The 24,650-nt window shown below is 43.8% G+C and carries 19 protein-coding genes; 9 read left to right on the forward strand and 10 right to left on the reverse strand.

What is annotated here, in order from left to right; translation table 11 throughout:
- Nucleotides 1-191 precede the first annotated feature (191 nt).
- Nucleotides 192-2,159: a gamma-glutamyltransferase gene (gene ggt, locus ACT3QR_RS02345; protein ID WP_444519776.1), complete on the reverse strand. Its 1,968-nt coding sequence runs from the start codon at nt 2,157-2,159 to the stop codon at nt 192-194.
- 318 nt (nt 2,160-2,477) lie between these two features.
- On the opposite strand from ggt, the gene ACT3QR_RS02350 reads away from it, so the two are divergent.
- Nucleotides 2,478-4,520, forward strand: coding sequence for a hypothetical protein (locus tag ACT3QR_RS02350; protein WP_444519777.1), 2,043 nt, complete (start codon nt 2,478-2,480; stop codon nt 4,518-4,520).
- 55 nt (nt 4,521-4,575) lie between these two features.
- Nucleotides 4,576-6,162: a hypothetical protein gene (locus tag ACT3QR_RS02355; RefSeq protein ID WP_444519778.1), complete on the forward strand. Its 1,587-nt coding sequence runs from the start codon at nt 4,576-4,578 to the stop codon at nt 6,160-6,162.
- A 164-nt stretch (nt 6,163-6,326) separates the two neighbouring features.
- On the opposite strand, the gene ACT3QR_RS02360 is transcribed toward ACT3QR_RS02355, so the two are convergent.
- The gene (locus tag ACT3QR_RS02360) at nt 6,327-6,842 is read right to left on the reverse strand and encodes a Spy/CpxP family protein refolding chaperone (protein WP_444519779.1); all 516 of its coding nucleotides are present in this window, start codon (nt 6,840-6,842) and stop codon (nt 6,327-6,329) included.
- Between the two features lie 367 nt (nt 6,843-7,209).
- On the opposite strand from ACT3QR_RS02360, the gene ACT3QR_RS02365 reads away from it, so the two are divergent.
- Nucleotides 7,210-7,896, forward strand: a complete 687-nt coding sequence (locus ACT3QR_RS02365; RefSeq protein ID WP_444519780.1) for a response regulator transcription factor — start codon at nt 7,210-7,212, stop codon at nt 7,894-7,896.
- Nucleotides 7,897-7,910: 14 nt separating this feature from the next.
- Nucleotides 7,911-9,548, forward strand: coding sequence for a sensor histidine kinase (locus tag ACT3QR_RS02370; protein WP_444519781.1), 1,638 nt, complete (start codon nt 7,911-7,913; stop codon nt 9,546-9,548).
- A gap of 157 nt (nt 9,549-9,705) precedes the next feature.
- Here the strand turns inward: ACT3QR_RS02370 and maiA are convergent, their stop codons facing one another.
- Entirely contained in the window at nt 9,706-10,356 is a 651-nt protein-coding gene (maiA, locus tag ACT3QR_RS02375) for a maleylacetoacetate isomerase (protein WP_444519852.1), read from the reverse strand.
- 162 nt (nt 10,357-10,518) lie between these two features.
- Here maiA and ACT3QR_RS02380 point away from each other — a divergent pair, with 162 nt between their 5' ends.
- Nucleotides 10,519-11,373, forward strand: a complete 855-nt coding sequence (locus ACT3QR_RS02380) for an IclR family transcriptional regulator (protein ID WP_444519782.1) — start codon at nt 10,519-10,521, stop codon at nt 11,371-11,373.
- Between the two features lie 58 nt (nt 11,374-11,431).
- On the opposite strand, the gene ACT3QR_RS02385 is transcribed toward ACT3QR_RS02380, so the two are convergent.
- The 5 genes from ACT3QR_RS02385 to ACT3QR_RS02405 all read right to left on the reverse strand — a co-directional run bounded on the left by ACT3QR_RS02385 (nt 11,432) and on the right by ACT3QR_RS02405 (nt 17,235).
- Nucleotides 11,432-12,484 carry a TRAP transporter substrate-binding protein gene (locus ACT3QR_RS02385; RefSeq protein WP_444519853.1) on the reverse strand — a complete coding sequence of 351 codons (1,053 nt, stop codon included), beginning with the start codon at nt 12,482-12,484 and terminating at the stop codon, nt 11,432-11,434.
- A gap of 144 nt (nt 12,485-12,628) precedes the next feature.
- On the reverse strand, nt 12,629-13,204 hold the full coding sequence (locus tag ACT3QR_RS02390) for a VOC family protein (RefSeq protein ID WP_444519783.1): 576 nt from the start codon (nt 13,202-13,204) through the stop codon (nt 12,629-12,631).
- Nucleotides 13,205-13,350: 146 nt separating this feature from the next.
- Nucleotides 13,351-14,652 carry a fumarylacetoacetase gene (gene fahA, locus ACT3QR_RS02395; RefSeq protein ID WP_444519784.1) on the reverse strand — a complete coding sequence of 434 codons (1,302 nt, stop codon included), beginning with the start codon at nt 14,650-14,652 and terminating at the stop codon, nt 13,351-13,353.
- Nucleotides 14,653-14,933: 281 nt separating this feature from the next.
- Nucleotides 14,934-16,130 (reverse strand): amino acid aminotransferase, encoded by a 1,197-nt coding sequence (locus ACT3QR_RS02400; protein ID WP_444519785.1) that lies wholly within the window; start codon nt 16,128-16,130, stop codon nt 14,934-14,936.
- 157 nt (nt 16,131-16,287) lie between these two features.
- Nucleotides 16,288-17,235 (reverse strand): LysR substrate-binding domain-containing protein, encoded by a 948-nt coding sequence (locus ACT3QR_RS02405; RefSeq protein ID WP_444519786.1) that lies wholly within the window; start codon nt 17,233-17,235, stop codon nt 16,288-16,290.
- 161 nt (nt 17,236-17,396) lie between these two features.
- Between ACT3QR_RS02405 and hppD the strand changes: the two genes are divergently transcribed.
- The 4 genes from hppD (at nt 17,397) to ACT3QR_RS02425 (ending at nt 21,537) form a co-directional block, all read left to right on the forward strand.
- Complete coding sequence (hppD, locus tag ACT3QR_RS02410) at nt 17,397-18,497, forward strand: 4-hydroxyphenylpyruvate dioxygenase (protein WP_444519787.1); 1,101 nt, start codon at nt 17,397-17,399, stop codon at nt 18,495-18,497.
- 131 nt (nt 18,498-18,628) lie between these two features.
- A complete protein-coding gene (gene phhA / locus ACT3QR_RS02415; RefSeq protein WP_444519788.1) occupies nt 18,629-19,564 on the forward strand; it encodes a phenylalanine 4-monooxygenase in 936 nt (311 codons plus the stop codon).
- 131 nt (nt 19,565-19,695) lie between these two features.
- On the forward strand, nt 19,696-20,037 hold the full coding sequence (locus tag ACT3QR_RS02420) for a 4a-hydroxytetrahydrobiopterin dehydratase (protein ID WP_444519789.1): 342 nt from the start codon (nt 19,696-19,698) through the stop codon (nt 20,035-20,037).
- 96 nt (nt 20,038-20,133) lie between these two features.
- Nucleotides 20,134-21,537 carry a Na+/H+ antiporter NhaC family protein gene (locus ACT3QR_RS02425; RefSeq protein ID WP_444519790.1) on the forward strand — a complete coding sequence of 468 codons (1,404 nt, stop codon included), beginning with the start codon at nt 20,134-20,136 and terminating at the stop codon, nt 21,535-21,537.
- A 68-nt stretch (nt 21,538-21,605) separates the two neighbouring features.
- Here ACT3QR_RS02425 and ACT3QR_RS02430 read toward each other — a convergent pair whose 3' ends face one another.
- Nucleotides 21,606-22,352 (reverse strand): siderophore-interacting protein, encoded by a 747-nt coding sequence (locus ACT3QR_RS02430; RefSeq protein WP_444519791.1) that lies wholly within the window; start codon nt 22,350-22,352, stop codon nt 21,606-21,608.
- Between the two features lie 69 nt (nt 22,353-22,421).
- Nucleotides 22,422-24,602 carry a TonB-dependent siderophore receptor gene (locus tag ACT3QR_RS02435; protein WP_444519792.1) on the reverse strand — a complete coding sequence of 727 codons (2,181 nt, stop codon included), beginning with the start codon at nt 24,600-24,602 and terminating at the stop codon, nt 22,422-22,424.
- Nucleotides 24,603-24,650 lie beyond the last annotated feature (48 nt).

Below are 24,650 nucleotides of genomic sequence, written 5' to 3' on the forward strand. Positions count from 1 at the left end.
CCATATTGATACGTTTTAAATGGGGTCGTCAATAATAGCATTATTTGCTGCAGACAGCCACTGGTTCAAAGGGTTTAATCTAAGTGAGTTGAGTCATTACGTCATACGAGTTAGGTGATAAATAACATCAAAAAGCCCTCAATACAACAAAGTATAGAGGGCTATGTTATTGATAATTAAAGTCAGTTTATTTAGTAACCAACCACCGCTGCATCGACAATACGTGGATCAGACGATCCGTAAACACCGTTTGGTGTAAGCATGATCGACTGTGTGGATCCCATCGCGGATTTTGGACTGACAGTATGACCCATCGATTCGAGCTTTTTAACAGTATCAATGTTCAGTGCTTTTTCCACTCGAATTTCATCAGGTAGCCATTGATCGTGGATACGCGGCGCATGTGTTGCCTCAGCGATATTCATATCATGGTCGATGACGTTAGAGATAATCTGGGTAACGGTTGTGATGATTCGACTACCACCTGGGCTGCCTGTGACGATGTAAGGTTTACTGTCTTTGAATACCAGTGTCGGACTCATAGAGGATAGTGGGCGCTTATTGGCTTCCACTGCATTGGCGTCGCCACCGAGCAAACCATAGCCATTGGGTACGCCGGGTTTGGCAGAGAAATCATCCATTTCGTTATTAAGCAAAATGCCTGTACCATCCGCAATGAGGCCTGTGCCATAAGAGAAGTTCAACGTATAGGTGTTGGCTATCGCATTACCATCTTTATCGACGATAGAGAAATGCGTGGTCTGATCACTCTCGTACGGCAGAGGATTGTTTGCTTTGATAGTGGCTGCTGGCGTAGCTTTATTGGGATCAATCAACGTACGCAGTTTATCCGCATAGGCTTGTGAGGTTAAGCCGCTGGCAGGCACATCGATAAAGTCGGCATCTCCCAGATACTCAGCTCGATCTGCATACGCTAACTGCATTGCTTCCGCCATTAAGTGAATAGTCTGTGCGCTGTTTTGTCCATAGTCACCCAGTGGATAGCCTTCTAAGATATTCAATATTTCAATAATGTGAATACCACCGGAGGAGGGCGGCGGCATAGAGACAATCTCATAGCCACGGTAGTCGCCTTTGACAGGTTCGCGAGCAATGGCTTGATAATTGGCCAAATCTTGCAGGCTCATACTACCGCCCGCTTCGTTGACTGCTTTGACCAGTTTTTGAGCGGTCTCACCCTTATAGAACCCATCGGTACCCTGTACTGCAATCCGCTTTAGCGAACGCGCAAGCTCAGGCTGCTTTAAACGTTCACCTGGCTGATAAGCACTGCCATCAGTCTTAAAAAACACTTTTTTGGTACTTGGCCATTTCTGCAAGCGATCGCTCAACGCAGTGAGCGACTCGGACAAGCCAGCGGTGACTTCTATACCGTCTTCAGCCAGTGCTATCGCTGGTGCCATGACTTGCTCGCGGCTCATCGTGCCATGCTCTTCTAGTGCTTTTAACAGTCCTGCTACTGTACCTGGCACGCCAACGGCTAAGCCATGATAACGAGATAAATCGCTAACAGCATTGCCTTCTTCATCAAGATACATATCGCGTGAGGCGCTACTCGGCGCTTTTTCACGGTAATCAAGCGCCACCGTTTTTCCTTGCTTGGCATCATAAATCATCATAAAACCGCCACCACCGATATTACCTGCACGCGGCAAAGTTACAGCTAAGGCAAAACCCACTGCAACGCCAGCATCCACTGCATTACCGCCATCCTTTAAAACCTGTAGACCGATATCAGAGGCAAGCGCTTCTTGGGTAGCGACCATGCCGTTCTTTGCCCACACTGGATGATGAATAGCATCTTCAGAGTAAATAGCTTGGTCGCTATTAGCAGTATTGGCGGTATTAGCATTGTTCGAGGTGATATTGAGTGTGTTGGTCTTCGCTCGCGTGATGCGTTTGGTTTCAGACAGTACCGTTGGACTATCCGCCATGATGGCCAAATTTATCGCACTGGTATTGATGCCTGTGTTATTGACCATCGCGTTACTTGTTGAGCCTGATGGCTCTACAGCGTGTGCGGATATAGATAGCAACAGCGTACTGGTAATGAGTAAGACACTAGATTTGAATAGAGTGTTAATTTTTAGTTTACGTTGCTGAGCGGTTCGATGATGGCGGGATAATAACTGTGACATCGCAAAGTCCTTTTTACGCGAGTGGAAAGAATAGAGCTAAGAAGTAGATAAGCCTAAATAGTAACGAAAATATGAAATAGTAGAAAGTTGTTTATCAAATTTCATAGCGTGCGCTTTGATACAGTTTAGCTGTATCAGCTATATTTCAAATACACAAAGCGAATCATAAGATAGCTTTTGTATAGATAGCATTATCTATGAATAAAGAGAGTCTTTAAAAATATTCGCTAATATTACTAAATAGTAACGTCTTGTGATATAAATAACGGTACTAATGTACACTCATTGCCGACAGTCTATTTATACAAAGAGATTCCTATGTCATCACACCATATTAATAACTGCAATCGACAGCGCCACTCTGAGACTACGCTTGCTGATTTTTCTGATCATAACCATAAAAACAATAATATTAAAAACAACAATGGTTACCTATGTCAAACTGGTAAATTGACGTCTATTGCTTTGCTGGTTGGTAGTGCGTCGCTTGTACTTGCAGGTTGCCAATCGACTCCAGCTAGCTCGTCCTCAAACTCTAGTACCATGATAGACTTTAGTGTTGCAGATGACGCACAGGGTCAAGCCTTTACCGCCAGTCAAAACGCACAGGCCGCGCGTTATGAGAAATTGTTTGATCAAGAAAAATACCCAAATACCGAAAACCAAGCCAAATCACACCTGCTTGCCGCCGTTCGTCAGCACTTAGCCACCGAGCATGTCGCAGTTGCCACAGCTAATTATCGATCAGCACCATTTATCGATACCGATAGTATCGATGCAGGCTCGAGTAGTTTGCTTAGAACGATTATAGAGACCTATGCATATCAGCCTGAAAGTGCATATAGTAGAAGTGATGATGAGCCATACAATGATGACTATAACGATTATGACGAGGACTCGATAGAGTCTGACTATCCTAGTGACTATGATAAGTCTAGAGCAGAATCTGAAGCAGAAAGAAGAGCTATTGCTGCTATATTGGCTGAAGCAGGAGAGAATCAGCCTACGAGCAGTGATGCCACCAGTGATAACGAGTACGCTTACGATATAGCAGACTATGATAGTGATGACTATAGTAGTGATGATTACAGTAGTGATGACTATGATGAGTACAGCAGAAATACTGAAGGTATGCTCTCAGGGATGTCGGATTTAAGTCCAAAGACAATGGTCGAAAAATATGAAGCCATGCAAATGGCAAAACAGCAAGCTAAGACAGAGCCAGTAAATCGTGGCAGCCTACCAATGTCACCTAAAGGTATGGTTAGCAATATACTGGATATGTTCCACCGTACGCCTGAGCAGATAGCCGCAAAAAATGCTTATCAGTATGAGCATTTAACATTTAATAGTGTCAGTCAATACCGTCCGAAGCAGCGCCAAATACAAAGTGTCTATAGCTACGACTATGCCACACCAACGATTAGCTCATCGATACAGATACCGTTAGCATTTGATTTCAATAACAGCAATGTCGTCGTTGATCCATCGGCCATCATGCCGATCGTTGCGTTCGTTTATCCTGAGAATACGCCATTACCATCACAGATGGCTTCACATACGGTGAGCTTTGGTTTGCCTGACAGCATCACAGCACAGTTGCCACCAGCTGTACTCTACGATGCGGTGATCAACGCGATACAGAGCAGCATGGCTGAGCTCGCGCCTGAGCATTTTAGCGCAGTCGATATCAGTGGTGATGCATTTGCTAAAGAAGTCGGTGCGACCCGAGCAGTGAAAGTTTATTTTGGTAGTCAACAAAGCGGTGAAATGATCGGCAAGACGCTCAAGTATGTCACGAAATCACTGCAAGAATATGTAGATGCCAATCCAGAAAAATATCCGGATGGTGCTGCATTGAAGAAGGCACTTGCTAAAGTACAGTTATACAATAAAGGCTATCAAAGTGCGGATGTCGGTTCGCTATTACAGCTTATCGAAGCTATCGGTCCTATCTCATTTAATCAAATTAACTACTATTACTTAGACAGCTCAGATCGACTGCTTGCCAAGCAGCAACGTGCCAATATCGGTGGTGATTTGATGGGGTCGACCACAACTGTGCTAAACCAAGTACGTTACGACAAAGCCAGCTTCAATCATAATACCTTGACACCATTGCTTACAGAATCCTTTGGTCCAGACGCTACGCCTCCTATTGATGGCAATGCATGGATAGCAACGCAGCGCGCACAAAAAGACAGGTTACAGACGGCTCGTTATGCACGCTACGACTATCAAGATAGCGGTGTCGAGGACGCTTATGGCAGTGATGAGTATGGCAACGATAATGACAATAGCGCAGATGCTGTCGATGAGAGCCAAGTTGACGATGCTCAAAATGATATGACTGAAAAATAGAAATCGAAAGACATCATCTCATTGCATTTACGCTCATACCTATTAAGGATAAAAAATGAAAACAGTACATCATGCCATTGCACAACGTCTGCCGTTGAAGAATAAAAGCAATCTGCTCATAACCAGCGGATTTTTGACAGGGGCGCTGTTGTTAACAGGTTGCCAGTCTACCAACTTAGTCCAATCTAACGCAGTAGCTGTCAAACAAGCACCTAGCGTTGCTAAAAAAACATTAGAGACAGCACTACAAAAACAGCGTCGTCAATCCCTTAGCTACCATGGCAATCTTGAAATTGTTAATAATCAACAATTTCAAGATGCTGATGCTGGTACTGAGAAAATGGCGGCTGCAGACTATGTAGGCGAACACTGCGAAGAAGCACATGACCAAGCGTATGCTGCTTTAGTTCTGCAAGCCGAACAGCAAAACAAAGATATTCTAGCGGCAGATTACGATACTAAGCGTGACAGTATAAAGCAGTCGTATCTTGAATGCGCAGATGCCTATCAAGCATGGGATGACCATCAATACGATAGCGATGTAAAAGTCGCACCAGATTATCAGGCGCTATTCGATAATTATGAGGATACGCAGAGACCGCTAGATAAAAAGAAAGCACAGTTATTAGATGAGTATCTATTAAAGCCGCTCTCTATCGATTCTCAAGGTATCTACCAACCGATGGCAGGTAAGGCTACGATGCTCGCTAGTGCGCAGTATCAAGCACGCAACCATCACAGCAGTATCAATCAGCCTATTTATATAGATTTTAAAAACGGCGATATTTATCTCTGGGCAGATAATTTTGCGATTCTAAACTCAGAATTATTAGACGATAAGCTCGGTACAAAATGGCAAAACAAGTGGTTAAAAATAGCCATCGACGATGGTACGTTGCCTAAAGGGTTTGGTGGTGAGGTGATAAAAAGTCACTTTGCAGCGTTAGATGCAACTTATGACGCGGCCCCTGTTAGCCAGTTTAATTATGTTGCCCCAAGCGCACTTGCGTCATTGTCTCCAAAACTGCCCGCGCACCAGTTATCGGCTATGCTACCAAGCGCTCAAATCATCCGCCGAGTACAAAGCTTTGAGGATCATCAAGCGTCGCAACAAAAATATATGCAGATTTTCTACAGTCGGATCAGTGCACAATATCCAGAGCTGGTACAAGAACCCGAACCGATGACAGCGTTTGAGTCGATTCAAAATACAGAAGCATTCACCAGTAAGTCTGTTGTACAAAAAATACTGGCTATGATAAAAGGTCAAATGAACGAGGAAGCAACGACAGGCGAGCCCATTGCCAGTACAGAAGTACAGGAAATGTACGGGTTTAATAAACGCGGTCAACTTAAATGGGAGCACTTACGTCGTCAGCTAGATAATACTAGCGAAGCGAACAACAAAGAAGGTATGAGGATAGATGTGTTACAGCAGTATTCCGCTATTAGCACTAAAGATTTGGCATTTCCTAATTTGCCAAGTAATGTGCAGACGCCGAACGCTAGCAATAGTATTGATTTACGAAAGTATGCACCAGAGCTGCTGCAATATTACCAAAATGGAAATGGCACGGGAGTAGGTAAAATGGTGTTTAACATGTTACCGATGGTTAGAGAGAGTTTTGGTTCGGTTGAATAACCGACCAATCTATTGAGTCACATACTTATTAAATCACATAGGTTTAAGTCAAAAAAAAAGCGCACCGTTTACACGATGCGCTTTTTCTATAATTAAAGTGATAGGTAGTAAAGCGATAGGCTTGATGAATAAAGGTTACGACCAATCAGCCTATGGATGACAATCTACATACCTTGATGTTGTTTGCCATGGCCTTTACGATCTTTTGAATGCTTGCGACCTTTTTCTTGTTTCTCTGATTTCATCTGTTCCATCTTCGCACGTTGCTCAGCGGTCAACACTTGAGCGATGGCATGTTGTGTCTGTACACGCTCGATAAAGCGCTGTTTTTCTTTTGCTGCTTGTTGATCAGCTAAACGGTTCAAAGCAGCAGTATTCAAAGTGCTGGCATTGGTTAGCGCTTTTATCTGCTGACCCATTTGCGCGCGTTCTGCTTGATGCTTTGCACGATTAGCAGTGCGATTGCTACGTTTGTCTTGCATGATGGCTTTGATTTGCGCTTGCTGTGTCGCTGTTAGATCTAGCTTGGACATTGGGCCTTTCATCGCGCCATCTTTGTGATTCTTTTGCATTTGCGCTGTTGGCGTTGTATCAGTGGTCGCATTCACACTAGTGCAAGCAGTCACTGTAAATATGCTAGAAGCTGCTAATACTGAGCCTAATAGTAATTTTTTCATCATAATATCCTTGATTGTGTTGAGTTTGATTTAATAAACACTGAATTTTTATCTCACAAGTATCATCTGCTAAACGTTATCGCTCGTTATGGTCAATATCTTAGAGATGCACTACTTGCAGTTGATAGAAGTATATTACGACAGTTGAAGGTTACGAACATTTATGAAGTATTAAGAAAAGTAACGTTTTCGGTAAATTGGCAAGTGCTTGCCTGATAATATGGTTAACTACAGTCTACTGATAATAAAATACTGCTACGTCGATCTGCTGACCACATCACAGCGTCACTTGTATACGGTTTTCTTATATTATAATTGCTATAAATCAATTGGACTAAATAGAGATAAATAAAAATTAAAGGAGCAAAGCATGCCAAACATTCTGATAGGTGATGACGATGAAGAACTAACCCAGTTATTGCAAGAGTATTTGGACAATCATGGCATTCGTTGCGACTGCGTGCATGATGGCGCAGCAGTTATACAACGACTCAAAGCGGTGGCACACGAAGATACGGTCTATGATTTGCTTGTGCTCGATATTATGATGCCGAAACTAGATGGGCTGAGTGTCTTGCGTCAATTACCAAACATCATCGATATCCCCGTCATTATGCTGACGGCAAAAGGGGAAGAAATTGACCGTATTATTGGTCTAGAGCTTGGTGCTGATGACTATATCACCAAACCTTGTAACCCTAGAGAGCTGCTGGCGCGTATCAATGCAGTGATCAAACGGACTAATACGACCGCATCAGAGCATACCCCATTGCCTGAGAGTCGCTTGTATCTCGATCAAAACCAACGTGCTTGTCAGATAGACGGGGTGCCGTTACAAGTCACTGGTACTGAGTTTGATCTGCTTGTGGCCTTGCTCAAACAAAAAGGGGAGGTGGTAAGCAAGGCGTGGCTGTCAGAAAATGTCTTGCAGCGCGAATTGCAGCCATTTGATCGTAGCCTTGATGTACACGTATCTCGCTTACGCAAAAAACTTCAACCTTTCCACGATGAGCCGATAAAAGCGGTACGCGGAAAAGGTTATCAACTGGTGCTGTAATGACGGACATATCGATGAAAGATTCTGAGCAGACCTTCAAAAAAGCACCTAAGTTTAAGGTGAGAATTACTCTATTTTGGCGTCTGTTTTTGAGCCTACTATTGACGATTTTAATTACCTCTGTATTGTCTATTGTGGTAGAGCGCTGGTTAGTTGAAAAAGATCTGATTTCTCGTATGGATATACAGGTCGATAGCCTATTGATCAAGCGTGAAGAGATGGTCGTGTTGTTACGGGCTGGTGATATAGAGTCTGTAAGGCAGATGTATCGTCAAGACCGCCAGTTGATGAATCAAATCAGAGTTTATGATGAGCGAGGCGCTATCATATTCCCGCGTTATCGTGACAAAGACGATCGTGCGCAAAGACCGTTGCAAACTGGTCGACAAATAATGGATCATGCGATACAACCGATGCGACCAGTGTCGCCTAGATCGCTTAGCGTTGATGATCATTCTTATGGGGCGGAAAGCCTCAACGCTGACAATAGACTACATGAACACGACAATGAGAGACCAAGAAATGAGCCGTCTTTTTGGCGAGAGTTCCTAAAGCCAAAAACAGCAAGTAGTGCAGCAGAAGTTGATATCAATACTCGTCCTGAACTGGCCGATATGTCTGTTGAGTTACCTGATGGTCAGTCAATCATCATACAGTTGCGTCCGCAATTGCGTTTTTCAGACGTGGTAGAGCTACATCAAGGTAATTTTCCGATACGTTTGCTACTAATCGTTATCTTTAGCGTATTGGTTTGTATATGGCTCAGTCGTACGCTGACTAAGCGAATTGGCCATGTACAAAATACAGTACATCGTATGATTGATGGTAATTACCAAGCCAACCCAGAACTGTCTAAGATGGGGGGGGATGAGCTAGGACTACTGGCAAAGGACGTTGCCCATCTATCGACGAGGCTGGTTGATAGCGAGCTGGCACGCAAGCAAATGCTTAGTGATATCTCACATGAGCTGCGTTCGCCACTTGCTCGTTTGGATGTAGCGACTGAACTGACTCGGGATTTTGCGCCCAATGCCAATCGTTATTTAGACCGTATTGACAAAGAGTCTACAAGGATGAGTGAGTTGATTGAGCAGATTATCCATATTCAGTCTCTACAAATGCAGCGATATACCGTTGATAATTTGGAGAGTGAGGTAGTCGATATATCGGAGATTATTAGTAATATCGGAGAGGATGTCTGCTTCGAGTTTCAACATAAAGATGTGTATTGGCAATGGAAACCGCCTGTAGATTCAGCGCTAGATGGTTCGGAAGGATTTTGGACAGTTCAAGGAAATGCAGAGCAGTTATATAGCGCGCTTGAAAACGTCATTCGCAATGCCTTTATGCACACGGCAGCGGGTTCGACAGTGATTGCTGAAATAAAGGCAATACAGATGGACAATAAGGCACCAGCCGTTCAAATTAATATAACAGACGAAGGTGGCGGTGTTGCAAACAAAGACTTAGAACGTATTTTTCATCCTTTTGTGCGGCTCGATACTGCTCGGCACCGTGATACTGGCGGCTATGGTCTTGGATTGGCTATTGTCCATGCGGTAGTTATGGCGCACAAAGGGTATATCATTGCTCATAACCGTAAAGACAGTACTCAAGGGTTAGTAGTCCAGATAGTGCTACCTAGCAGATAAAAAGATAAGTAATGAAGAAGTAATTTATATAACTATAAATGCGTGTTTCGGTACAAAATAAAGCTCAGCCAAATATTAAATATCAATTTTGAGTATTGATTCTAAGTCACTTAATATTTGACCGAGAAGATAAGTATTCTATCAAAATGATCTCAAACTAGGCATCACGTTTTGGTGCGTCAGGCTGCACCATAGGATCGGCATCTGCAAATGCTGTTAGCGTACGGCAGTGAGTGTCAATAGCGACAATATTGGGGTACGCACTCAAATCTACTTTGAAGCGGCGAGCAGAAGAGACTTGTGGAATCAAATAACAATCTGCGAGAGTCGGGCTGTCCCCATAGCAGAATTGTCCGCGATTTTTATCCGCTGCCAAACGTGTATCTAATGCGGCAAAACCTTCACTGATCCAGCGATTGCACCATTCAATCACATCTTCCTCGTCTACTGACAGCTCATTACGCAGGTACTGTAGGATGCGGCGGTTATTAATGGGGTGAATGTCACACCCAATCATGGCGCTCAGCGCACGTACGTGCATACGGCCAGCAGTATCGTTAGGCAACAGTGCATGCTCAGGGTAGACCTCTTCTAACCACTCCAAGATAGCTGGACTTTGATATAATAATAAATCATCAGCTTGTAGGACAGGCACCAATCCTTGCGGATTAATCGCTTTAAAGGCAGATTCTAACTGTTCATCCTGTGCTAAATTGACTGTGATATCGTCGTAATCTAAGCCTTTTAGATTCATAGCGATACGAGTACGGTAAGACGTGCTACTACGAAAGTAGCCATAAAGTGTCATCATGATTCATGTCCTTATGTTGATGTGTTTTTATAAAGATAAATATTACTGAAGTAGTGTCTGTGTCTCATTGATATTTGATCGAGCAAGCCGCTATCGAAAAACTATTAACAAGTAAACCATCATTAAAAAATAACCAAGTACATCAGAATCGAGCAAATCATGCCAGCAGATAAAACCCTTGTAGACAGTTCTATTACCAATAAAAACCAAAGTGGGGTTCAGTCGCTTGAGATTGGGCTGTCGATACTCGATGTGCTGATCGACCGCAATGAGCCTATGATGTTAAAAGATATCGCTGAAGCCATGCAAATGCATCCAGCAAAATCCCATCGTTACTTGGTCAGTCTCATCCGTAAGAGCTACGCACGTAAGCTCGATGATGGTCGCTATGGGCTTGGCGATAGAGTCAATGCATTGGCATCACTAGGACATACTGAACTCAACCAAAACAATCTGTTGGCACGTCTCACGCAGGTGGCTAATGAAATCAAAGATACCTTAAACTGCGGTGTGCAAATAGCCAAATGGTTTAGCGAAGGCCCCATTATTATTCAGTCCGTTGAGCCAGACAGCCCGATTAGTATTATTACTCGCATTGGCTCGCGTATGCCTCTGACGACGTCGGCTACAGGACAGTTATTTGCCAGTTATCAACCTGATGCTGTCATTCAGCCACTGGTCACAGCGGAATGGCATACGAACAATGCAGCAGATGTGACCGAGAAGTGGCAAGACTTTGCTCAATTACAAGCAAAAATTCGTACTCAGGGTTATGCAGTAGTGACTGGCGATATGCTCATGGGTATTAATGCCATTACGATACCTGTGATATTGCCACAGCTTGCCAGTAGCGCTGTTAACCCACCCATGAGTAGTGATAAAACTACTAGCGAAAATTTATCGTTAGAATACGCTATCACTATCATTGGAACGACAGAGCAATTGCCTATGAGTGAGCAACATAACGTGGTTGAGAACATACTGGCGATAGCGCAGCGTTATCAAATTGCTTAGCCAGTATTAAGCTAGTGCGTGGCTTCAATTCACGCACTAGTCATCTGATATCTATTCTTTAGACCATACAGTTGCTACTGGCCGCTTTTGCTTTTTCGTATACGTTATCAGCATCTAGACCAGTTGCATTCACTTCATCAAGGTAATGCTGAGAGCCTTCCATTAATGGGCCTTTCCAATCTGGGTCATTGAGTGGATCAGGAATATCAATCATAATATCGCCTTTCTCTTTGGCAGCCGCCATTGCTTTGGCATTGCTGACGTCAAATACTTTAGAGATATGTGCTGCCAGCTCTGCGCCAGAATTGTCATCGATTACTTTTTTAAGGTCATCAGGCAAACTATTATACTTCTCTTTGTTCATACTGATCACAAAGGTGGAGTTATAAAAAGGGATGTCGGTGTGCGTATTAATCAGCTCATCAAGGCGAAAGGCTTGAATGGGCTGCCAAGTAAAGCTGAGCCCGTCAATGACACCGCGCTGCAGAGAGGTATAGGTATCGCTGGCAGGCATGCCGACAGGCGCAGCACCAGTTGCTTCGATAATGTGGCTAGCAACAGCAGAAGGCTGGCGAATACGTAAACCTTTCATGTCGGCTGGCGTACGAATAGGCTTATCAACGGTATGAAGTGCGCCTTGGCCAGTGCCTATTAGTGCAAGCAAATGAGTGTCTTCGTACTCATCTGTAATAACACCCTCATCATATAGTTTATGAAGTATACAGCTCTGCTGTTGTGCAGTATTCGTAATGCCGGGCAACTCTACAATCTGAGTCAAAGGAAACCTTCCTGCTGTATAACCTTGCGCTTGCATACCAATATCCACGCTACCTTTCGCCGTAGCGTCATAGGTCGCCCCTGGCTTGCTGAGCGTTGCAGAGGGGTAAATCTCAACCTTTAAGCGACCGTTTGAATCTGTTTCAATTTTCTTTGCCCAAGGCTCTAGTGCTTCGATATTTATATTATCAGTAGCAGTCATGAAATGAGAAAATCGTAAAGTAGTCACGTCGTCAGCACCGGTAGAGGCGCCTGCTGCTTGATCATTATTGGAACAGCCAGTTATCGCAATCGAGGCGGCTAAGAGTATTCCTAAAGGGGTTCTTATTTTCATCATAGAGTCCTTTCATGATGGGGAGATATTGTTTACTACTTATTGATACCTAAGGCATAGGTCGAGTCGTCAATCAGTACACTTAGGTACAAAGCGTTGGTTGACTTATTAGGTAAAAAGATAGTAAACGAAGTGAAAAATTAGTTATTCACCGACAGGAGCAACTTCGCGTGCTTCGGCTAACTCATCACTATGCAAAAACTGAGTATGTGCTGGGGCGCGTTTGGTACGAGACCATTCGTCTAGCATGTCTTGTTTGATGGTATCCGTAATCATCGAGACTTTATCTTCTGAGGTTGGATCGTCATAGGTTAACTCTAGACGATGACCATTGGGATCAAAGAAGTAAATAGAGTGGAATATACCGTGATTGGTCACGCCAATGACATCGATGCCTGCATTTTCTAGGTGCTCTTTGGCAACGATTAGCTCGTCACGATCTTTAACCTTTAGTGCTAAATGCTGTACCCAGCTCGGAGTATTAGGATCAAAGCCCATCTCAGGTTGGTTAGGTACTTCAAAAAATGCTAAGACATTGCCATTACCAGCGTCCAAAAAGACGTGCATATAAGGGTCAAAGGCTTTGGTCGAAGGTACATGATCTTCTGCGAAAGCCAAAATAAAATCCATGTTTAGATTTTTTTTGTACCATTCGACGGTTTCTTTGGCATCTTTGCAGCGATAAGCCACATGATGGATTTTCTCAATTTGAAAGCTCATATCAATATCCTTTTGATAAGGCGTGTCACTCATTTGGCTTTATTCACATAACGATGAGTAGGTGAATGTGTTTGTCTTCCTACCAGCCTGCATGAGAATTTTCACGCCTATTTTACTATTTCTCTGTATGTGTTATTTCTGAAATACTATTTATCAAAATCAAAGCTAAGCGCTGGTAGTACTTTGCCACGCACTTCGCCAAAGCCAACACGTATGCCATTTTTTTCGCTATAGCCTTTCATAATGACCGTATCACCATCTTCGATAAAGCTGCGCGTCTCGCCGCCTTCTAGTGTGACTGGTTTGGTAGCGTTCCAAGCGATTTCTAGCATCGAACCATAAGAGTCAGGCGTTGGTCCTGAAATCGTGCCTGAGCCCATCATGTCACCAACGTCTACTTTACAGCCAGTGATAGTGTGGTGGGTAAGCTGCTGTGCCATTGACCAGTACATATATTTAAAATTGGTCTCGCAAATGACCGTCGCTGTTTCCGCATTTTTGGGTAGTAGTTCGACTGATAGGTTGATATCAAAGCTGTTGTCGCTCGATTTTTCATTTAGATAGGCCAGTGGCTTTGGCTCTTGCGTTGGGCAAGCCGTGCTAAATGGTGCCAATGCATCCATAGTGACAATCCAAGGAGAAACCTCAGAAGCAAAAGTCTTGGCATTAAATGGACCTAAAGGTACATATTCCCACTTTTGAATATCTCGGGCTGACCAGTCATTAAGTAGCACCATGCCAAAGATATGATCAGTGGCCTCATCTACGGCAATTGGTTGACCAATATGATTGCCTTTACCAACGACAAAAGCTGTCTCTAACTCAAAATCTAAGCGCTTACAGGCAGAAAAAATAGGACGCTCATCAGGGCTAGGCTTTAGCTGACCCGATGGACGTACGATATCAGTCCCACTGACGACGACGGTGCTGGCGCGTCCATTGTAGCCAACTGGCATTTCGGTCCAGTTAGGTAGCAGAGCATTATTTGGGTCACGGAACATGGTACCAACGTTGGTTGCATGCTCTTTTGAGGAGTAAAAATCGGTAAATCCCGGTACCTGAACTGGCAAATGCATGGTGACGTCAGCTTGCTTAATCAACGCCTTTTTTTGCAAGTCTGCATTATCACGTAAGGTGTCATTATCGCTAGATAATAGTGTCTGAATGGTAGTGCGTGCCTTGGTCCAATTGTCTCGACCAGAGTCAATAAAAGCATTTAGAGTAGGCTGGTCGAAGTAAGGACCACCATCCAAATTTAATAACCCTTCTGTCTCTAATACAGACAAATCGAGTACATACTCACCGATGGCAACGCCTGCACGGCACTGGTTATCATTAGCAGCGTCTTTGGTCTCGCTGAAAATACCATAAGGAAGATTGTGAATAGAAAAGTCAGAGTCAGTGGCGATATCAATAAAAGAGGTGAGGGTGCTGTCAATCGTTGACATGATTTGCTCCTTGCTAATGTAATTATTAATTACGTTATAGTTAATTACTTACGTATAATGTAATTTATTGATATGTAGATTGCAAGTTTTTTGTGCAATGTCTTCCGCAAAAATTTTCTTTAAAAATTTATTGCTAGCGTTGTGATTGAATGGTTATAACTAAATGGTGTTGACGAAATGCTAGGCACAAAAAAAGGCCGAGCAATCGCTCAGCCTTTCTTATCCGCGTTCATTTTTTATAAAATTACATATTGAGCAACATATTAAGCAAATTAGCTTAATCAGTCTTTTAAGACATCTGCCATTGCATTGGCCACATAATCGATGTTGCTGGTGTTTAGCCCAGCCACACACATGCGTGAGTTAGAAACCATATAGATACCAAACTCAGTCTGTAGACGCTCGACTTGCTCAGGCGTCAAGCCAGTAAAGCTAAACATACCGTTTTGACGAGTGATGTAGTCAAAGTTACGGTGAGGGATTTTAGCTTCTAGTACTGATTTTAGCTTTAAGCGCATGGCTTTGATACGGTCACGCATGGCGTAAACCTCACTGACCCATTGCTCATGTAGTTGGCCGTCGTTCATGACGATATCAACCACGCGACCACCGTGCGACGGCGGGCTTGAGTAGATACGGCGTACCATTGCATTGAGCTGACCGAATACGCGCTCGGTTTCGTCTACGGTTGGGCAGACAACTGATAGACCACCGACACGCTCGCCGTATAACGACAAGTTTTTAGAGAATGAGTTGCTGACAAACAATGGCAAGCCCATCTCAACCGCTTTACGAATAGCGTAAGCATCGCTGTCCATGTCTTCGCCAAACCCTTGATAAGCGATGTCCATGAATGGAATCAGCTCACGAGCCTTAACGACATCGAGTACGGTATCCCATTGCGCTTGGGTTAAATCCATACCAGTTGGGTTATGGCAGCATGGGTGTAGCAAGATGACGTCGTTTTTGTTCAATGTCTCAAAAAACGCAATCATTTCATCAAATTTGATGCTGCTGTTGGCTTTGTCGTAGTACGGGTATTTACCCACTTCTACATCAGAGCCTTCAAAGATAGCAATATGGTTGCCCCACGTAGGATCGCTCACATAGCACTTAGCTTGTGGAAACCATGTATGGATAAATTCAGCACCAACTTTCAAAGCGCCAGAACCGCCGATTGTGGCGATAGTGGCTACTAAGCCATCTTTTAAAACTTGTGCGTCTTTACCGAATAATAATTCCTGACAGCCTTTACGGTGACCTGGTAGACCTGCCATTGGCAAGTACGGACGTGGTGCGACTGGATCCGCAATACGCTCTTCGGCTGTTTTTACACAGTCAAGTACAGGCAATACGCCATTCTCATCGTAATAAATACCAATGCCTAAATTGACCTTGTTAGGATTGCTATCTGCTGAGTATTTTTCCATAAGACCTAAGATTGGATCACCAGCGTAATAATCGATACGTTCAAACATGCCATTTCCTTATAAAAATATAAATCGAGCAGCAGAAAATCATAGAGCAAATTGCGGCCGAACTCAATACGAGAGTGGGTTATATGACGCAATTAATAAAATAAATAGCCAAATAGATTGTTTATCTGTCTATTAGACACATTTTAAATGCTATATGTCATTCGGTAGACGATGATTCAGAGTGATGCAGGTCGTTATAATGGGTCGCAAAATACGTTTGCAAAAACTGCTTAAAAGCAATCGTCGCCGGAGAAAGCGCTCTTGAAGCACGCTGATAGATAAAAAATTGACGCATTTTGACCGGTTGTGTGAGCGGGCGCATCAACAGGCCGTTGGCACTAACCCAATCAATAACTTCAGGCATATAGGGCAGGCACAGTGTGATACCAAAGCCTTGTCGCGTCATCTCAAGCGCGGTGGACATAAAATTCACCTTGTAGCGGGCCTGCTGGACATGATCGGATATAGCGTCATCAAGCTCTGCGGTTACTTGATCAAGGAATGGACCTTGTAAGGTAATTAGTGGCGTCTCTAGTAAATCTTGCCAAGTAATTTCGTCTCTTTGTGTCAGTGCATGATTGTCTGGCATAACCACGCAAAATGGTAGCTGATACAACAAGTCAGCACCGATATCATCTTCTGCCTCGAAGATACCAAGCTCGGTACCAACGCCTAAATCAACTTCGATATCTTGGACATGCTTGAGCAAATTCTCTGCTGAGCAGTCCAATAGTGAGACGCCGATATTTGGATATTCTTTAGAAAATTGGGCGATGACAGCAGGTAGGGAAGACGCCGCGAACTGTGACACAGCCAAGCGCACCTGACCTTGCGCCAAACTGGTCAAGCTACTTGCTTCATTTTCAAACAGCTGCATCTCATTTAAGATGCGGCGCGCTTGTGGTAGCAGGTGCCGTCCCACTGCGGATAATGACAATTGGCGAGTGGTGCGATCAAACAACACGATACCTAGGCCAGTCTCTAATTCCTTAATCAATCCACTGACAGCAGATTGGGTCAAATACATCTGTTCGCTGGCACGAGTAAAGCTGCCGTTGTCAGCGACTTTGATAAATGCGGTCAATTGGCGAATGCTGATATTCATAAGTAAACCTGATAAATAAATCATAAAAAACAATTAGTCTTATAAATAAAGCTAATCTAATATAAATACAACGTCAACAATAAAGATTGATTACCAATCGTTTTATCGACTTTTACTACTCATCGACTTTCTATTACCAATTGAAATTAAGGATAATTACAATGGCAGATTTATTTGACAACCCAATGGGACTAAATGGATTTGATTTTGTCGAGTTCGCCTCTCCACAACCTGATGCGGTCGACGCATTGTTTAAGCAGCTTGGTTTTGCTCATGTCGCCAATCATCGCTCAAAAGATGTTGCTCTATATCGCCAAGGTGATATCAACCTTATTCTAAACCGTGAGCCAAAAAGCCAAGCCAGTTACTTCGTTGAAGAGCATGGTGCTGGTGCTTGTAGCATGGGCTTTCGGGTAAAAGATGCCAAAAAAGCGTACGAGCGTGCCGTGGAAATGGGTGCGCAGCCAGTAGATGTACCAACTGGTGTAATGGAGCTTAGATTGCCCGCTATCAAAGGTATCGGTGGCTCATTGATCTATTTGATTGACCGTTATAAAGATGGCGAATCTATCTATGATGTCGATTTCGAGTTCTTTGCAGATATCGACAGAAACCCTGTCGGCTATGGTTTCAAAGTGATCGACCATTTAACCCACAACGTCTATCGTGGACGCATGGCGTACTGGGCAAAATTCTATGAGCGTATCTTTAATTTCCGCGAGATTCGTTACTTTGATATCAAAGGTGAGTACACAGGATTGACCAGTAAAGCCATGACCGCACCTGATGGCAAAATCCGCATTCCGTTAAATGAAGAAGCCAAGCAGGGTGGTGGTCAAATCGAAGAGTATCTAATGCACTTCAATGGTGAAGGTATTCAGCATATTGCTCTAGCCAGTGATGATTTGTTTGCCAGTATCGATAAGCTAAAAGCGGCTGGCATTCCGCTAATGACTGCACCAAATGCTGCCTATTATGAAATGCTCAGCGAGCGTTTGCCAAATCATGGTGAAAATGTCGCCGACTTGCAAACGCGCGGTATTTTGTTAGATGGTACGACAGAAGGCGGTGCACCGCGTCTGCTACTACAGATTTTCTCTGAAACTATTTTGGGTAGCCCAGTGTTCTTTGAGTTCATTCAGCGTAAAGGCGATTATGCGGATGGCTTTGGTGAAGGCAACTTTAAGGCATTATTTGAGTCGATAGAACGTGACCAAGTACGTCGCGGTACAGTCGGGCAGTCAGAGACTGAAACCCTATAATATTGTCTAACGCTTAGACCACGTTTCATCAATGGACAAGACAAAAGGAGTTTGTGTTGTCCTTAATAAGTGCATTACCTACAAGCACGAATACAAGGTAATGCCCTCATTGCGATAAAAGGAATACAGGCATGGAACGCCTATCACAGATAGATTCTCTCAATACCGCCATCGGTGCCAATAGCGTTACTACTAATAAACAAAGCGATGATGCGTCCAGTCATTCTAACGCGACAAATAAAAAACAGCCCTATATCTCGCACCAGCCAGATAGTCATGGTCATATTCACTATAGTGAGGATCAGCATGCGATGTGGCAAGCGCTGCTGGCACGCCAAGCGGCACAAACGCCCAATCGCGCTTGCCCAGCATATCTAGAAGGGTTGACCAAGTTAAACCTACCGACGACGCATATTCCACAGTTGTATGATATCGATGAGATATTACAAGCGACCACAGGTTGGCAGACCGCAGCTGTACCTGCACTCATCAGTTTTGGTAAGTTTTTTAAATTGCTTGCCAATAAATCCTTTCCTGTGGCGACCTTTATTCGTCGATTCGATGACATGGACTATATCGAAGAGCCCGATATTTTTCATGAAATCGTTGGGCATTGTCCACTATTGACTCATCCAGCGTTTGCAGCTTTCAATGAAACGTATGGCAAGCTTGGTCTTAGCGCAACCAAAGAGGAGCGCTGGTTTTTAGCAAGGCTTTATTGGTTTACCATCGAGTTTGGATTGGTCGGCAGTCGCGTGGAAGATCGTAGAATCTATGGCGGCGGTATATTAAGCTCACCTTCTGAAACGGTCTACGCGCTTAAAGAGCATTCTGATCAGCAAGGTGAAAGCCCACATCAAGTAGAGCGCCAACCAGAACATCGAGTGTTTGATTTGCTCGATGTATTGCGTACGCCTTATCGTATCGATCAGATACAACCAATTTACTATGTTATAGATGAACTAGATACCTTATTTGATATCGTCAATAGTGACATCATGGGGACGGTCAAGCAGGCTATGTCGCTTGGACTGTTTGAGCCAACCTATCCAGAAAAAACCCGTTAAAATTTAAATGTAAACGTAAATACAATCACTTCAGTACGGAGTATTAAAATAGCGGTACAGATATTTCAACATGGATGTACGAGTATTAAAAAAACAGCTATCAAAAACAAACAACTTAAAAGGAACTTATTATGACAGCACTATCACAAAACAGCTGTGAAGCCTGCCGCATTGGCGCACCGAAAGTTGATGAAGCCGAGGCACAAGAACTCTTATCGCAAATTCCTGATTGGTCATTGATTGAGGTAGATGGCATTCAACAATTGCAGCGTCAGTATAAATTTAAAAACTTCGTCTCAGCGATGGCATTTGCTAATCAATTGGCAGACATCGCTGAAGCAGAAGGGCATCATCCGGGTATATTAGTAGAGTGGGGCAAGGCTACGGTCACTTGGTGGTCGCATAGTATCAAAGGTTTGCATCGCAATGATTTTATCATGGCAGCTAAGACCGATGACTTACTGGGTAAGTAGTCGGTTTTTGGTTAGCAAACCAATTTATTCATACTTTCAACATGAAAATTAAACCCAATATAGTGCCAGTGTCTACTGGCATTTTAAGGATGTGTCATGCCACCAACCCCCCTTACCATAATCAGCGCCAAGCTCGCCTTTATCATATCCACCATCGTCATCGGTATCATGGGTATCACCATGATCGGCTTTGGCTGGGTACCGCATCTGTCTCTTATTCTTGCTATCTGTGTGCTACTCGCTATAGGTATGGTTAAAGGACTTAGCTTTGATGACATGCAATCGCAAATGGCATCAGGTGTCATGCGCGGTATTGGTGCTATCTATTTGTTCTTCTTTATTGGTCTTATGGTAGCCGCTCTCATGATGTCTGGCGCTATCCCTACGCTTATGTATGTAGGCTTCCAGCTGATCTCACCTGAGTACTACTATATCTCCGCCTTTATCTTGACCTCTATTATTGGTATTGCCCTAGGCAGTAGTCTGACCACTGCTGCAACGCTTGGTGTGGCCTTTATTGGGATGAGTAATGCCTTTGATGCCAATGTGGCAATCGCAGCTGGGGCAGTAGTATCAGGCGCGTTCTTCGGCGATAAGATGTCTCCCTTGTCTGATACTTGTACCATTGCTTCCTCTGTAGTCGGTATTGATCTGTTTGAACACATTCGCAATATGATGTATACGACAGTACCTGCATGGATACTGACGGTGATATTGTTTTGGATGTTCTCAGGACAGACGTCAGGCTCTGATCTTGGTCAAGTAACCATACTACAAGGTCAGCTGATAGACAGTGGGTTGGTACATGGGTATTCGGTATTACCCTTTGTCGTGTTGGTAGGGTTGGCACTGTTTCGAATTAATGCGATTTATACGATTATCTGTACGATTGCCGCGGCACTTGTCATTACTTATATACATAGCTCACCAAGCTTTGGACAATTGGGCGGCTATCTGTTTGCAGGCTATTCTCCTGCTGAGTCATTAGAGCTGGGTGAGGTAGGTGGTATGCTGTCACGCGGCGGTGTACAGAGTATGTTCTTTACCCAGGCGATTGTGATACTGGCATTAAGCTTAGGTGGTCTATTAACGGCACTAGGGATTCTACCAGCACTGCTGTCTGGTATTAAGGATGCACTCACGACATCAGGAAGAGCGATATTTGCCGCAGCGATGTCGGCACTAAGCATTAACGTGCTGATTGGTGAACAGTACTTGAGTATTCTATTATCAGGTACGGCATTTCGTTCAACGTTTGAGCGTTTACACTTACATCCAAAGAATTTGTCACGGACGATTGAGGATGCAGGGACGGTGATTAATCCATTAGTACCGTGGAGTGTGTGCGGGGTGTTTATCAGTCAGGCATTAGGGGTGCCAGTATTAGATTACTTGCCTTATGCGTTCTTCTGTTATTTGTCATTATTGCTGACGCTGCTATTCGGGTTTACGGGACTGACAATTAGTCGGGTTAAAGAGGGGAAGGTCAACGAAGCATGATAGATGATGGTTGATAAAAAAGGTGGGGCTAAGATTCGCTCCACCTTTTTTTGTTGCGAAATACGTATTTACTGTTCTTCCGTTTGCGCATCCTGACTTTTGACGACTTTATGTTGATCCTCTGTGCTATCGACTTTCCAGTAGCTAGACACATATAAATGCGTCTTTGGTATTGCGCGCTCAACTTTGAAGTACTGACGCAGTGCACGCATACTATGAAATTCGCACGCCGCCCAAACGGCAGGTTGCCCTTCAAGCCAGCTCAATGATTTGACGCAATTCAGTAAAGGACTATCGTCTGCATTTGGGTGAGCATTAATCACCCAATGTACCTTGACGTTCTCTGGTTTTTTGAGCGTTTGACGATCTGCCTCAGTCGTCACTTCAAGTACTGCATAACCGCGAGCATCCATAGGCAACTGAGCTAAGTTGACGGTGATTGCCGGTAGCGCGGTCATATCGCCGACTAACAAAAACCAATCTGCTTCATTGTTGATGAGTTTCTTTGGTCCTGGGCCACCTATCAGAATCTGATCACCGACTTGCGCATTTCGTGCCCATACCGATGCAGGTCCTTCTGTCTCATGTAAAGCAAAATCAACATCAATCTCAGTATCACGTTGGGCAATGATGGTATAAGTACGCATCAATGGCTTGATATCGTCACCTTGAGGAAATATCAGTTTGATATAAGCGCTTTCTTGATCAGTCGGAAAATCAACCATACCAGCACCACCAAATGTGATACGGCACATATTTGGCGTAATGTATTTAGTGTCGATAACCTCTAGTACTCTTGGAGTAGGTTTTGCCATATTGTGCTTTCCTTCGAACAGCGGATTGGCCTGCTAATACTATAACCAACCCACTGTTTGTAAAATTTATTAGAAGCTTGCTTTTAGACTGACTGACATTTGGCGCTCAGGTCCCATCCAGCAGTTATTGATGTCGTAACACGCACCGACATAGGTTTTGTCAAACAGGTTGTTGACACTAGCTCCTACCGCCAGCATAGGGTTGATTTGATAACTGCCGCCGATATCGACCAAGGTCACACTTGGTAGCTCACCTGTATTTTGTTTATCAATCTGCATACCGTCTTCATAGCGAACACCAGCGTTGAGCGTGAGTTTGTCTGTCGCATAGTAGTCTGCCCATAGCGTGGCTTTGTGCTTGGCGGTTTGAGCAGGAGTATTGCCGACCACATCAGGATTGAATTCATCTTCTGTAATTTCAGCATCGGTGTAGCTATAGCTTGCGGCCACGTCTACCCAGTCATTGAGCATGCGACTACCTGATATCTCAAAGCCTTTCGATTCAATTTCACCAGTTTGGGTCTGATCTCTATAGTTGACGTAATCTGATACCACAACATTTTTCTGTGTGATATCAAATATCGCAAGCGTTCCTTGAGTGGCACGATCTGGAGACAAATATTTAACACCAGCTTCTAATTGATCGGCTGTGGTTGGCTCAAACGGCTCATCAGTAATAAAGTTACTACCGACCACTGGCTGGAACGACTGAGAATAGCTTGCAAACGGCGATAGACCATTATCAAAATCATAAATGGCAGCGAAGCGACCACTGGTTTCTGACGCATCATTGTCAATCGTTTTGTCGCTATAGATGACGCCTTCAGTAGCTTTGGTTTGATCAGTATTACTGTCAAAATTGTCATGACGTAGACCTGCTACGACTGTTAGATCTTTCCACTTCATCTCATCTTGCACATAAAATCCAAGCTGGCTTTGCTCGATATCTTCCTCTTGACGATAAGCATCTAATGGCAGAGTATTAGCGTTGATTTGTGAGAAATCTGGATTAGATAGATCAAGATTTGGTGTGCCATCTGCACCAGCATCATAGTAATCAGCAGTGCTATCTGTCTCTTGATACTCAACACCGAACAATAAGTTATGCGAAGTGTTAGCGGTATCAAATTTATAGGCAAGCTGGTTATCAGTAGTCCAGTTATTCATGCTCTCATCCGTGGTATATGCCACGCGATTGAGAATCGTATCACTACCCTCTACAAAACCTTCACTGTTATACATATTACGCTGCTCTGCTTCAGAATCGGTATAGCGCGTGATATGTTTAAAAGTTAATTGGTCATTGATATCCCAGTTTACGGTGACGCTTGGCATAAATACTTCTTTGCTAAATTTATTCCATTCATCGCCTGCATAGGCATCGCTATCGAGCTTGCCATAGCTTGCATTGTAGACAGTGCCGACAGCAGGTAAGGGGGTAGAGGGAACCATATCAGGATCGTCTTGATAATAAAGATTAGCAAGCACGGACACATCATCTGTCGCTTGCCATTTGAGCGATGGGTTTACCAATAAACGCTCTTCTTCCGTGGTTTCCATCTGACCATCTTTTTGGCGCGTTAGCGCAACAAATCGATAATCTAAATTATCTGTGATTGGGCCTGTACTATCGACAGCCACTTCTTTTAGGTTTTGATTACCGAGTCGTAGCTGTACTTCATTCTCTTGAGTGCTTTTAGGCGCTTTGGCTATTTGGTTGACCATACCACCTGGTGCGGCATAGCCATACAGGGAAGAGGCAGAGCCTTTCACGACTTCTACTGCTTCAGTCGCATAGATATCTACTTGAGGCATTAGATTCCATGCACCATCATAAGGTAGTCTTAGCCCGTCATAGAAGTTTGAATAAGTTTTAAACCCGCGGATATTGTACTCATCAAAGACAGATACTGTGCCACGGCTCTCAGAGCTTACGCCCGGCTCATAACGTAGTGCAGCATCGACGCTGTCTGCCTGACGCTTTTGTAATAGCTCTTGATCGATTCTGGTATAACTCATTGGTGCATCGTTTGGATCCAATGCAGTCTTGGTGCCAGTACTACGATAGCCATCTGAGTAGACGGTAATAGCGTCTAAGGTCGCTGACGGTGTAGCAACCTCATCGTTTTCAATATTGTTTGTTGTCTCTGCAGCGTAAACGGCATGACTCATACCCATGATTAAGCCAATTTGTACTGCGGTGGTGAGATATTTTTTGCGAATGACGTTGGTAGTTAGCTGAGACCGCATCAGATTTCCTTTTGGACTAAAATAATTAAATATTATGTGTAACAGTTG

It is taken from the genome of Psychrobacter sp. AOP7-B1-25, from assembly GCF_052376195.1.
Classification (GTDB): Bacteria; Pseudomonadota; Gammaproteobacteria; order Pseudomonadales; family Moraxellaceae; genus Psychrobacter.